This is a genomic window from Hymenobacter sp. (assembly GCF_036388155.1).
GTDB lineage: Bacteria > Bacteroidota > Bacteroidia > Cytophagales > Hymenobacteraceae > Hymenobacter.
This window is the reverse complement of the sequence record NZ_DASVSI010000009.1, coordinates 20,374-32,908: the sequence shown is the minus strand read 5'-3', so window position 1 is coordinate 32,908 and position 12,535 is coordinate 20,374. Positions and strand designations below refer to the sequence as shown.

The 12,535-nt window shown below is 63.4% G+C and carries 10 protein-coding genes; 5 read left to right on the top strand and 5 right to left on the bottom strand.

Annotated features, from left to right (window positions below; genetic code table 11):
* Positions 1 to 143 precede the first annotated feature (143 nt).
* Positions 144 to 2,273, bottom strand: coding sequence for a TonB-dependent receptor family protein (locus VF629_RS01530; protein ID WP_331056676.1), 2,130 nt, complete (start codon positions 2,271 to 2,273; stop codon positions 144 to 146).
* Positions 2,274 to 2,464: 191 nt separating this feature from the next.
* Here VF629_RS01530 and VF629_RS01525 point away from each other — a divergent pair, with 191 nt between their 5' ends.
* The gene (locus VF629_RS01525; protein ID WP_331056675.1) at positions 2,465 to 3,301 is read left to right on the top strand and encodes a hypothetical protein; all 837 of its coding nucleotides are present in this window, start codon (positions 2,465 to 2,467) and stop codon (positions 3,299 to 3,301) included.
* A gap of 6 nt (positions 3,302 to 3,307) precedes the next feature.
* Positions 3,308 to 3,856 carry a hypothetical protein gene (locus tag VF629_RS01520; RefSeq protein WP_331056674.1) on the top strand — a complete coding sequence of 183 codons (549 nt, stop codon included), beginning with the start codon at positions 3,308 to 3,310 and terminating at the stop codon, positions 3,854 to 3,856.
* 218 nt (positions 3,857 to 4,074) lie between these two features.
* Here VF629_RS01520 and VF629_RS01515 read toward each other — a convergent pair whose 3' ends face one another.
* Positions 4,075 to 4,530, bottom strand: a complete 456-nt coding sequence (locus VF629_RS01515; protein WP_331056673.1) for an energy transducer TonB — start codon at positions 4,528 to 4,530, stop codon at positions 4,075 to 4,077.
* Positions 4,531 to 4,714: 184 nt separating this feature from the next.
* Here VF629_RS01515 and VF629_RS01510 point away from each other — a divergent pair, with 184 nt between their 5' ends.
* Both VF629_RS01510 and VF629_RS01505 read left to right on the top strand, forming a co-directional pair.
* Positions 4,715 to 5,008 carry a hypothetical protein gene (locus VF629_RS01510; protein ID WP_331056672.1) on the top strand — a complete coding sequence of 98 codons (294 nt, stop codon included), beginning with the start codon at positions 4,715 to 4,717 and terminating at the stop codon, positions 5,006 to 5,008.
* A 90-nt stretch (positions 5,009 to 5,098) separates the two neighbouring features.
* Positions 5,099 to 5,377: a hypothetical protein gene (locus VF629_RS01505; protein ID WP_331056671.1), complete on the top strand. Its 279-nt coding sequence runs from the start codon at positions 5,099 to 5,101 to the stop codon at positions 5,375 to 5,377.
* A 287-nt stretch (positions 5,378 to 5,664) separates the two neighbouring features.
* Here VF629_RS01505 and paaN read toward each other — a convergent pair whose 3' ends face one another.
* Positions 5,665 to 7,323, bottom strand: a complete 1,659-nt coding sequence (gene paaN, locus VF629_RS01500; protein ID WP_331056670.1) for a phenylacetic acid degradation protein PaaN — start codon at positions 7,321 to 7,323, stop codon at positions 5,665 to 5,667.
* Between the two features lie 232 nt (positions 7,324 to 7,555).
* Between paaN and VF629_RS01495 the strand changes: the two genes are divergently transcribed.
* Positions 7,556 to 10,378, top strand: a complete 2,823-nt coding sequence (locus tag VF629_RS01495) for a S8 family serine peptidase (protein WP_331056669.1) — start codon at positions 7,556 to 7,558, stop codon at positions 10,376 to 10,378.
* Positions 10,379 to 10,635: 257 nt separating this feature from the next.
* Here VF629_RS01495 and VF629_RS01490 read toward each other — a convergent pair whose 3' ends face one another.
* The gene (locus VF629_RS01490) at positions 10,636 to 11,967 is read right to left on the bottom strand and encodes a Y-family DNA polymerase (RefSeq protein ID WP_331056668.1); all 1,332 of its coding nucleotides are present in this window, start codon (positions 11,965 to 11,967) and stop codon (positions 10,636 to 10,638) included.
* 34 nt (positions 11,968 to 12,001) lie between these two features.
* Positions 12,002 to 12,460 carry a translesion error-prone DNA polymerase V autoproteolytic subunit gene (locus VF629_RS01485; RefSeq protein WP_331056667.1) on the bottom strand — a complete coding sequence of 153 codons (459 nt, stop codon included), beginning with the start codon at positions 12,458 to 12,460 and terminating at the stop codon, positions 12,002 to 12,004.
* Between the last annotated feature and the right edge of the window lie 75 nt (positions 12,461 to 12,535).

Here is a 12,535-nt window from a genome sequence, read left to right as displayed (position 1 = left end):
AATCCGTCCTGTATCAACCACACAGTTTGAGAAGTGAAAAGCCCCGGCACTGCGCAGTGCCGGGGCTTTTTCACTTCTTGTGAGTTGGTCGCTGAGACCAGGACGGATTGCCGCGCTGCGCTCGCAATGACAAACGGGCCTTCTTACCAACGCCAGCCCAGCTGGGCACCGGTGTACCAGGCCCGGCCCGGCGCCGGCTGAAAGTACCGGCCGCCGAAGGCGTTCAAGTCGTTGCCGAGGCTGTAGTTGCGGTCGGTCGCGTTGTCGATGCCGGCGTAGAGGTTGGTTTCGAGGTGGCCGGCCAGGGTGCGCCGCCAGCCGCCCCGCGCCCCAAACACCCAGTATCCGGCCGCGTAATCAGTGTTGGCGTCGTTGAGCACCACGCGGGCCTGGTGGCTCAGGTTGGGGCTGAGGTAGAAGCCGAAGGGCTCGCTAAAATCCAGGCCGGCGCTGAGGGTGTGCGGCGTGGTGCCCGTGAGGCGGTTGCCGCGCAGGTCGGTGCCGCCGCTGGCGTAGTTGCCGAAGCGGAAGTTGTTGTAGGCGTAGCTGGCCCAGGCGCGCAGGCCCGTGAGCTCGGCTGGCACGGCGTTGCCGTTGGCATTGGGGAGCGGAGCGGCGGGTGCAGCCGCTTGCCACAGCCAGCCGCTGAGGGCGGCTTCAAGCCCGCGCTGGGTGGTGCGGCCGGTGTTGCGGAATACCACAATGCCTTGGTCGGTGGTGCTGCTGACCACGGTTTCGCGCAGCCGGAAGTCAAACAAGTTGACTTCGTAGCGCAGCCGGTTGGCCAGGAGGCTGCCCCGCGTGCCCACCTCGTAGCTCACGCCGCGCTCGGCTTGCAGCTCGCGGTTGAGGCTGGCATCCGAGGGCCGGATTTCCTCGATGGTGGGCGGCGAAAAGCCCGTGCTCACGCTGGCGTACACCGAAGCGGTGGGGCTAAGCTCCTTGAGCAAGGCCACGCGCGGCGACACCTCGGGCCGGAAGTCGCGGGTAAACTGGTAGGCATTGGGCTGCGTGGCGGCGTTGCTCACGCGCTCGATGCGGTAGCGCAGGCGGTTGTAGCTGGCGGCCACGGTCAGCAGAAAATCGGCGGGCAGGCTGTAATCAGCTTGCGCGAAGACAAACCCGGTGGTGGTTGAAATTTCATCGTTGTAGCGCAGCGCGCCGGGCGTGCCGGCCAGGTTCTGGTAGCTGCGGCCATCCGTGAAGCTGGCCTGAAACTCGCCGCCGCCTTGCAGCCGCAGCACACGGCCCGCCAGCGCCGTACGGTAGCTCAGGGCCGAGCGGCCACCGGTGCCCACGCCCGTGTTTCGCTCGTATTCCACCAGATACGGCGTGCGAATGACCGTGCCGCTGCCGTAAAGCGTGGTTTGCAGCTCCAGCCCGTCGGTGAACCGGTACTCGTGCGTGAGGCCGAGCAAGCCCGTGCGCGAGGCATAAAACGCCCGTTGCGCCACCGTGCCGGGCGCCGTGGCCGTGCCCGGCCGCGCCTGCCGGGGGTTGGCCACAAACTGGGCCCGGGTGAGGCCGCCGGGCAGCTCGTAGTTGATGTCGGTGTAGAGCAGGTGGGCCGCCAGCGTGGTGTTGGGCGAAGCCGCGCTGCGCACATCCAGGGCGAATACGTCGCGGCGCAGGGCGCTTTGCTCGCGGTAGCCGTCCTGCTCCTGGTGGGCGTACTGGGCCCGCACGCTGCTGGTGGCGCTGCCCGTTTCGGCCGTGATGCTGGTGCGGCGCAGGCCAAAGCTGCCCACCGTCGCCCCCGCCGACACTCGGCTGCTGCCCGCCGCCACTTCCGGCGTGCCGAACAAGGCCACGCCGCCCGTGCCGGCGCCGTACACGCTGCCGGCCGGCCCCTTCAGCACCTCCAGCCGCCCAATGATGGCGGGGTCGAGCAGGTTGAGCGGAGTGCTGCCGCCGGCTTCGGTGAAGGGGATGCCGTTGTAGTACACCTTCACGTTGCGCACGCCAAAGGGCGACCGCAGCGTGCTGCCCCGAATGCTGAGGCGGTAGCTGGCCGTGGCGCGCTCCTCCAGGCGCACGCCGGGCAGCGTATTCACGGCCTGGGTGAGGGCCGCGGGGTTGAACTGCTCAATCACGCGGGCATCGATGACGCCAATGGCGGCGGCGGTACGGCGCAGCGGCAACCGCTGGCCGTAGCCGGTGACGGTGGCTTCGGGCAAGGACACCTTGCGGGCGGCGGTGTCGACGGGCGTTTGGGCGTAGGCGGGAAGCTGGAGCAGTGCCAGCAGCAATGGCAACAGGTAACGAAAGGACATTTTGTGCAAGGACATGACGAGGCAGACCAGCGGAGTACGCGAATTGTTACCGCCCGGCAGTCTTTCCAGCAAATTTTCGTGTTTGTAGAGACGCATATTTGCGTCTCGTCGTTGAACATTTTGTTCAGAAGCATTCTCACAACGCCGTTCAACCGGGAGACGCAAGTATGCGTCTCTACACCCTACTGGTCATGCATTTCCACCTGCCCCGCCGCCACCGGCGCCAGCTGCTGTTTCCGCCGGGCCTGTTGGCGCTGGCGGGGCTGCTGTGGCTGGGGTGCGTGGCGGTGGGAACGTTGCGGGAAAAATTAGCTAAGCGGAGTATAATAACATTATTTGTCCCACCTACCCACCCGGACTCAGACAACTTTTTGTTTCACAAACCTTCGCCCTTAGCATTATCTACTGGTGAGCTTAATAAATTCCGGGCGTGGCGCGATGTCTATTTCAATGGCCAATCGCACAATGACTCCATTAACCTGCTGAAGCTAGACCGAGCCGTCATTTACATGCAAGCTCATGCCACAGCCGACAACGGAATACGTGTGTGCTTTGGTCCACAAGCTAAATACGTCAATCTGGTTGCCACCCTGAATAGCATGCTGAAGTATGGGGTTCAGAAATATTGGCTTGATGTTAAGCATCAGCCCACAGCATTTTATGCATTCACCACTAAACCAGATGTAAAAAGACCCGAATCCGAATTCACAAATTTTTGTGGTACAAACGCTGCTATGGTTCATTACGGCCCGCAACCTCTAGCTACGTATTGGTCAGCATCCTATCTGACTAGGTTTGGCCACTGGCTGGCCGCACTGTGGAACCCCAAACTAAAGAGTACAACTTGGTACACTTCGGCAGCCGGCACGGGCACTGAATATGATATTTCACTCAAATTGGAAATGCACTACTTACCGCAATTCCTTCATGATTTTTGGCAGTCAGACTGGCGCGTTCAATTCCTTCTAATTATCGGCATGGTTGCGATAAATTGTTGGAAACTTAAGCGCCAATTGCAGCTTAGCTAATCATCCATGCCCGCTCTCCCGCCCGACCTACGCCGCGCCCTTTTTGCCCTGCCCGAACGAGAAAAAGACCAGCTCCTTGCCCGCCTTGTGGCCCAGGACGCGCTGCTGACCGAGCAACTCGCCTACCGCCTGCTCGAAGGGCCCGACGCGCTGGAAACCCGCCGCGCCGTGCTGCGCGCCCAGGTCGACGACCCGGTGCGGGGCTTCCACCAAACGCCCAACGACTTGCTGGTGATTCTGCGGCAGCTGCAGGCCCGGCTGGCCTACCACGCCAAAGTGACGGAGGACGTATTTGGCGAGATAGAACTGAGCTGGCGCCTGCTGGCCAGCGTGTTTCGGCACCAGCCCGAGGTGACGGCCCGCCTGCACGGCCCCACCCAGCCCCTACTTCAGCACCTCACCAAGCGCACCCACGAGGCCCTAAAACAAACCGCCAAGCTTCACGAAGACTACCACGTGGAGCTAGCCGAAACCGCCAACGCCGTGCTGGCGGCGCTGTGGCAGTCGGGCGCAGCCCCGCTCGCCCGGGAGCTGGGCCTGCCGCGGGCGCTGTGAGCCAAAGCAGCGGTTTGGGTTTGTTGAACGAGTACCCCGAAATTCCATTTCGGCCCGTGAGAACATCCGTCGTTCTCACGGGCCGAAATGAAATTTCGGGGTACTCGTTCTGGCGTATTCGGTTACTTTTTTTATAGTCGGTGGTCAGATTCAACGTAGAGAACTGATGGTTCGAAGCTTGTATCTGACTACTGACTACTCAATTTAAAAGTAACTCTTTACAGCGCGCGGAAGGTGATGGGCAGCGTGAGGGCGACCCACACGGGCTGGCCCTTGAGTTTGCCGGGGTTCCACCAGGGCATGAGCCGCACCAGGCGCAGGGCCTCTTCGTCGAGCCCCGAGCCCAGGCCGCGCACCACGTGCGGGTCGTGCAAACGCCCCTCGGGGTCGACGGTGAAGGTGACGTACACCTTGCCCGACACGTTGCGGTCGAGCGCCGCAGTGGGATAGTTGAGCCGGCTGCCCATAAACTTCAGCATGGCGGCGCTGCCACCCGGAAACTGGGGCATCTCGTCGGCCACGAAGTACACCGTGGGCGCGGCCGAGGCATTGGCTCCCGGCGAGTGAGCGCCGCCAGACAGCTCCGGCATCGCCGGGGCCACAGCACTCGTTTGGGCTGCGGCCGGGCCACAAGCGCCCACCATTCCTCCCATAATCACTAGATAGCGCAGCATAATGCTATTGGTATAACTTACTAAGGCACAAAGGTATTATGCCCAAAAAACGGCTGTGCTTAGCGGCAGTTACCTTTTTGTTGCGTTAGTGTTGGGAGGGCGGCTGCGGTATTCAAGCATCTTTTCACTCCCAACCTCAGTACAATACCTGGTCTTTCCTGCTTACTAGCCCAGTCCCCTTCCCATGTCCACGCCTGCCCATCCCCGCGCCCCCCAATTGTCTGAAGCTGAATTGCGTAAGTCGCTCACCGAGCTCGACGCTAAAATCCAAACCCTGCGCAACCGCACCCACGCCACGGCCGCCGGCTCGCCCAATACCTACCAGCAGCACGCCGACGCCCTGGAAATCAAGCGCGCCCAACTGGCCGACCAACTCAACCAGTCCCCCGCGCCCGCCGACGGTTCCGAGCCCAGCGTATGGACCCAAATCCGACGCGGCATCGAAAGCCTGGGCAACGACGTAAAGGCCATCCTCTAGCCGCAGAGCAAGCACTGGTTATCTGGCCTGCTTCTTGGGTAGCACCTGATTCGCTTATTCCTCCTTCATCCACGTAGTCAGAATCTTGTCATGAAAAATATCATCCCCCACCTCCTGGTTGCTCTCGTGCTGAGCAGCGGGATAGCCAGCTCGGCTGCGGCCCAAAAACGCCCCAAAAGCAGCGCCAAACGCGCTTTCTCGCACAACTCCGAATCAAGCAAAGGCAAAACCAGCAAAGCCCGGTTCCGGCGCGAAAACGACCGACCGGTCATTGACCTAAACCCCAACAGCTTGGTAAAAACCAAGACCACCAAAGCCCCCAAGCCCTACAAATTCAGCAACGGCAACGGCTTCAAACCCGTGAAATAAAGAAGGCCCGACTTCAACTGAAGTCGGGCCTTTTGCTTAATGAGGAATGAGGAATGAAGAATTGGATGAAGCGTCTGTCATTGCGAGCGCAGCGAAGCAATCCGTCCTGGTCTCAGCGACTTACCTAAAGATGTGATAAATTCAATTAAAAAGCCCCGGCTCAGAACAGAGCCGGGGCTTGTCACAATATTGAGCTAGTCGCGGAGACCAGGACGGATTGCTTCGCTGCGCTCGCAATGACACGCCCCGACCCATTCTTCATTCCTCATTCTTCGTTAAGCGAAGCGTTACGCCACCGGCTCGCGGAAGCCTACCCAAGTAAAGCGCTTGATAACGAACTCAGGGTTGGTGAAACTGGCGTTGCCGGCCGGGTTGCCGCCCGTCACGTGGAAGTCGGAGAAGCCGGCGTTCTGGTTCACGTAGATGCCGCCGGTGAGGTTGAAGCTGACGGGCGTACCGGCCAGGCTCATCTCGTCCATAATTTGCTCCTTGATGGCCTCGTCGGTGGTGTAGGCCCCGCACGAAATGGCGCCGTACTCGCGGGCCAGCTGCGCCGCCAAGCGGATGCTCTCCTGCGTGTCTTTAGTCTTGATGACCAGCATGATGGGCCCGAACAGCTCCTGGCTGAACTGCTCCACTCGCTCCGAGCTGATTTCGTGGATGCTGGGCGAGCAGGTGCGCGCGTTTTTGAAGGTGGGGTTGTCCACGGTGCCGTGGGCCAGGATGCTGCGGCCGCCGTCGAAGGCCAGCTGCTTCACCCGCTCGTGCGTGGCCGGGTTCTGGATGGCGCCGAACACGTGCGGGCCGGCCTTGGGGTTGGTGGCCAGGCCGGTGATGGCCGCCGAGAGCTTCTGCACCACTTCCTCGTAGGGCACCTGCTGGTCGCCCACTTTCACGCCCGTTTCGGGGATGAAAAAGTTCTGCGGCGCGGTGCACATCTGGCCCGAATACAAGCTCACGGAGAAGGCCAGGTTCTGGGCTACTTTGTCGAGGTCGTCGCAGCTGTCGAGAATGATGCTGTTGACGCCCGTTTTCTCGGTGAAGACGGTTTTGCCCTTCAGCCCCTCGATGTACTCGCCAAACTGCGAGCCGCCGGTGTAGTCAATCAGCTTGATGGCGGGGTCTTCGGCCAGCTCTTTGGTGATGAGGCGGTCGTCGGCGTCCACTGCCAGCTGGCAGATGCAGGGATTCAGGCCGTGCTCCTGCAGCACTTTCTGCACCTCGGCCACCACAATGGCGATGGGCAGCACCGCCTTGGGGTGCGGCTTGATGATGGTGGGGTTGCCGGTGACGAGGCTGGCAAACATGCCCGGCACGGTGTTCCAGGTAGGGAACGTGCTGCAACCGATAACGAGGGCCAGGCCCTTGGGCACGGCGCGCCAGGTTTTGTTGAGGGTGATGCTGTACTTGCCCATGGGCTTCTCCCAGCGGGTGTCTTCGGGGAAGCGGGTTTGCTCCTCGTAGCCGGCCGCAATGGCCTCCAGGGCGCGGTCGGCGGCGTGCGGGCCGCTGGCCTGAAACGACATCATGTAGGCCTGCCCCGTGGTGTGCATGGTGGCGTAGGCAATTTCGAAGAAGCGGCTCTTCATGCCTTCCAGCGCCTCGGTGAGCAGGGCCGCGCGCAGGGCCGGCTTCAGCTTGCGCCACTCGGCAAAGGCGCCCTGGGCATTTTTAATCAGCGTGGCGGGCTCGTAGAACGGGTATTTGATGTCGAGCGAAGCCTGCTCGTAGGGCGACTCTTCCTGCCCGGCCCAGCCTTGGGGCTCGCCCTGCAGCAGCTCATCGAAGTGCTGGCCGCGCATGGCGGCAAATTTCTCGCGACCCTGGGCGTCGGCGTCGGCCCCGTAGATTTCGGGCGACGGATTTTCGGGGAAAGCGGCAAAAAACGTGCGCCCGTGCAGGGCCTGCACGGCGGCGTCGAGGGTGGCTTGGTGCTTGTTAATCATCGGGGGTGGGACGGATTGATTTTTGACGAATGGCGGCGGCTGTTGGGCCGCTGCGCAAGTTACGGCGGGGCGCCGACCTTGCCGCCACCGCTCGCGCCGACCCGCTGCCAGCAGCCGTGGTTTTATTCTTTAGCCGGCGGCCGAAATTTTACCCAACTCGGCCGTCCAATCGCACCTTCAGTTACGTAAACCAGTATCTTTACCTACGCTATAATCTTTAGGCATCTAGTTGATGAAAAACATCTTACGCTTATTATTTTTCTTCTTATTTATTGGATTAGCGGGCTCGCTTGGGGCCGTGGCTGCCCCACCCACAGTGCCCGGCCGCCTGGTGCTGAAATTACGGCCCGGCCACTCCCCCGCTGCGCTGGAAACGGCGTTGCGGACTTTGGAAGCCAACGCACTGCGCCAGAAATTTCCGCACACCCTGGCGCCCATCGCCGACAAGCCCGGCAGTGTGGACCTGCGCGGCATTTACCAGTTCCAGGTTCCGGCCACGGTTTCGCTGGCCTGGGCCCGGGCCGTGCTGCTGGGCACGGGCGCCGTGGAGTACGTGGAGCCCCTCTACGTTCGGTACTCGCTCTACCAGCCCACCGACCCCTCGGCCGACTCCGCCTCAACCAGCCTCTCGGCCAGCCAGTACTACCTCAAGCAAATCAAGGCATACCGCGCCTGGGACATCACCCGCGGCGACAGCAGCATCGTCATCGGCATCACCGACGGCGGCGCGCGCCTCACCCACGAGGACTTGCGCCCGCAGCTCAAGCACAACTACGCCGACCCCGTGAACGGCCGCGACGACGACAACGACGGCTACGTGGACAACTTCACGGGCTGGGACCTGGCCAACAACGACAACAACGCCGGCTACGACGCGACCATCATCCACGGCTCGCTGGTGGCGGGCGTGGCCGCCGCCCGCGCCGACAACGGCGTGGGCATTGCCGGCCTGGGCAACAAGTGCCGCTTCATGCCCCTCAACATTTACCCCAACACGCCCACCGGCGCCTTTGCCGGCTACGAGGCCATTGTGTACGCCGCCGACCACGGTTGCCAGGTCATCAACATGAGTTGGGGCGCGGCCGGGGGCTACTCGCGCTTCGAGCAAGACGTCATCACCTACGCCGCCGTGAACCGCAACGCCGTGCTGGTGGGCGCCGCCGGCAACACCAACGCCGACCTGCGGTTTTACCCGGCCTCTTACGACCACGTGATTTCGGTGTCGGGCGTGAGCAACACCGACCAGAAAAGCCCCAACGCCACCTATAGCAGCCGCGTCGACCTAGTGGCGCCGGGCCTGAGCATCCTCACCACCTACGGCAACCAGGACAACGATTACGTGGCCGTGGGCGGCACCTCCTTTGCCGCCCCGCTGGTGGCGGCCGCGGCGGCGCTGGTGCGCTGGCAGTTTCCCAGCTACACCGCCGCCCAAGTGGCCGCCCAGCTCCGCCAAACCGCCGACAACGTGGACGCGCTGCCCGCGAATGCCGCTTGGGTGGGCCGCCTGGGCACGGGCCGCCTCAACGTGCTGCGCGCCCTCACCCAAACCGCCGGCCAGGAAGCCCGCGTAGCGACGAGCACCTTTGCGCCGGCCCGCGCCGCCTATAGCCCCGGCGACACCCTGCGCTTGGCCGTGGACGTGCAGAACCTCCTGCAGCCCGTGGCCGGCCTCACGGTTACGCTCACCTCGCTTTCGCCCTACCTCACGGTGCGGCAGGGCAGCTTTGCCGTGGGCACCCTCGGCACCCTGGCCCGCGCCACCAACGGCCCGGCGCCCTTCCGGCTGGCCGTGGCCACCAGCGGCGTTCCCCTGAATACGACGGCCACGCTGCGCTACCGCCTCACGGCCAGCGGCGGCTACCAGCTCGACCAGTTCGTGGACGTCGTCCTCAACCCCGACTACGTGGTGCTCGATGCCAACGACCTGGCCGTGACCCTGACCAGCCGCGGCAACATTGCCTACGACAACCTCACCGGCAGCATTGGCGCGGGCCTGACGTACCGGGGCAGCGGCAACATTCTGAGCGAAGGCGGCCTGATGCTAGCCACGAGCTTCACCCGGGTATCGGACCGGTTGCGGAGCAGCGGCGGGCAGTCGCGGCAGTCGTTCTTCGGCGGCAGCCAGGCCACCCGCCAGCAGCCCGGCCCCCGCGCCGACCAGGAAGCCCGCGTGGCTTTCCAAGACACCATTCCCGTGGCGGGCAGCCGCGTGCGGAGCGTGGGCGTGGGCGTGCGGCAGCGCACTTACGCCTGGGCCACGCCCGGCCGCCGCGACTTCGTGGTGATGGAGTATTCCCTCAAAAACCTCACCGCCGACACGCTGAAGCCCTTGTACGCCGGCTTGTTTATGGACTGGGACTTGCCCACGCCCGATGGCGCCGCGCACAACGCTGCCGCCTGGGACAGCACCCGGGCCCTGGGCTACTGCTACGCGCTGGGCCAGTCGCTGCCGAGCGGCGCGCCCGCCACCTACGCGGGGGTGCGGCTGCTGCGCGGCGGCGCCCCGGCCGTGTACTCCCTCGACGGCCGCGCGCCCGCGGGGGCCCTTGTGCGCCTGGCCGATGGCTTCACCACGGCCGAAAAGTTCATTACCCTCAGCAGCGGCGCTGCCCGCGGCCAGCGCACCGCAGGCCTGCCCAATGGCACCGACGTGATGCAGGTAGTTGGCACGCGAATAGAAAAGCTGGCCCCTGGCGACTCCACCACCGTCACGTTTGCCCTGCTGGCTTCCGCTACCCTGGCGCAGCTGCAAGCCGCCTCCGATGCCGCGGCCAGTACCTATGGCACGCTGCTGCCCACGCGCCCCCAAGCCACAGCAGCCGGGCTCAGCGTGTACCCCAACCCCACCACGGGGCCGTTGCAGATAGAACTGCCCGCGCAATTTGGCTTGCGCACCCTGCAGCTTAGCAATGCCATGGGCCAGCAAGTGCCCCTGCGCCACGAAGCCCACGGCAACGTCCTCGCCATGAGCTTGCAGGGCCTGAAGCCCGGCCTCTACGTGCTGCGAGCCCAGGGCGCCAGCCAGGTATTGGCTCGCACCATTGTGGTGCGCTAAGGCGGTTTCAGAGTTGGTGGGCGCGTTGGCCTGTAGAAGCATGGCTTCGTGCTACAGGCCACCAAGAAGCTGTTTCAAGTAATTAAAAAACATCCAAGTCCGTCATGCTCATCTGGCGTCCGCTTGTCGAAGCATCTCTCCCGCAGTAGTAATTCGTTTACTATTGCACGCAAGATGCTTCGGCTGCGCTCAGCATGACCGTTTTTGATAACTCAAACAGCTTTCTAAGAGCCTATTTATATTCGGATGGGCTTTAGTCAGCTTACTTGCCACAAACCGTCCCAGCTCGTGGTGTAGAGCGGCGAGCGGTGGGCCGACCGGCCCGCCCACGCCGGCTCCTGCGGCTTGCCCCTGCGGTCCTTGGGTACGCCGGCGGCGGCCAGCCGCACGAGTTGGCGGCCGAACCGGGCGTTCAGGGCATCGAGCGTGGTCATGAGTTGCTGGCTGCGCGGCTGGTCGGTGGCAGCGATGGCGCTGAAGAGGTTAAGCTGGGGCTGCCCTTCCGGCTCCAATCCGCTAAATAAGACCCCAGCGCGGTGGTAGGCCACGCCGGTTTTGCGCAGCTGGTGCAGGCCGCGCAGGGCCGCCTGGGCCAGCAAGGCCGTGTCGTTGGAACTGGTGGTCAGGCTGACCACGGCGGTGTGCGTTTTGGGGCCTGCCACGGGCGCGTACTTGTCGGTGCCCAATATCACCGTCACCACGTGCGCGGCCAGGCCGTGGCGCCGCAGTTTTTCCGCCGCTTTGGTGGCGAACATGGCCATGGCTTCCGACAGCATGGCGGGGTCGTGTTGGGGCCGGCCGAACGAGCGGGTGCAGGTCACGCTGTGCCGACTGGGCGTGCCATGGCTCAGGTGGTCGTCGTCATCCCATTCGGCGGGGTTCCATTCCAGGCAGGGCTGGCCGTGCAGCTCCCGCCACAGGCGCTGGCCCACCACGCCGCCTAGGTTGCGCCGCAGCCAGTGCTCGGGCTTGGCGGCCAGGTCGGCGCCGGTGACGACGCCCATTTCTTGGAGCTTGCGGGCGTAGCGGCGGCCTACGCCCCAAATCAGGTCGACGGGTGCCTGGGCCAGGGCGTCCTGCCACTGCGCCTCGGTTTCCAGGCAAACTACTTTGTTGGTCGTTTTTCCGGCCAGGCGGTTGGCCAGTTTGGCCAGGGTTTTGGTGGGGGCGATGCCCACGCACGTCGGAATGGCGGTATCGCGCAATATTGTGTCTTTCACCTTCCGGCCGTATTCCAGCAAGTCCTTCGCGATAAAGTTCATGCCCCGAAAATCCAGAAAAGCCTCATCGATGGAATACACTTCCACGCCCGCCGCAAACTGGCTCAGCACCTGCACCACGCGCCGGCTCATGTCGCCATACAAGGCATAGTTGGAGGAAAAGACGCGCACCTCGTGCTGCTCCAGCAGGGGCCGTACCAGGTGGTAGGGCTCGCCCATCTTCAGGCCCAGGGCCTTGGCTTCGTTGGAGCGCGAAATTAGGCAACCGTCGTTGTTGGACAGCACCACCACAGGGCGGCCGTTCAGGTGCGGCGCAAACACCCGCTCGCAGGACACGTAAAAATTATTGCAGTCGACGAGGGCAAACATGATGCAAGGGAGGTTAGCAATTTCAAACAAAAACCTACTGCACGGCGGCTACTTGGTGGTCGCCCAGCGCGTGAATGACGTGCGTGACCACGCCCCACACCAACAGGCCCGCTTCGTGGCTCACGGGGACGGGCGGGTAGCGCGCATTTTCGGCCACTAGCCAGGGCTGCCCGGCCCGCAATTGCAGCCGTTTGATGGTGTGCTCCCCCTCCACCACGGCCACCACGATGCTGCCGTGCCGGGGCTCTAGCGCGCGGTCCACGGCCACCAAATCGCCGGGGTGAATGCCCGCTCCGGTCATGGACTCGCCGCTGACGCGGGCCAGAAAAGTAGAGGCCGGATGCCGGAACAAGTGCTTCGTCAGGTCGAAGGAGGCCTCGAGGTGGTCGTCGGCGGGCGAGGGGAAGCCGGCGGGCACCGGGCAACCAAACAAGGGCAGTTCGCGAGTGGTCAGAAGACCACCCGCAATGAAGTCGTGGAGGGACGTAAGCATAGGTGTTTCCAAGCGTCTGACCAGACGCATTGGGGACGCTATTTACTAACTATTTTAGTAGTTAGTTTTCACTAG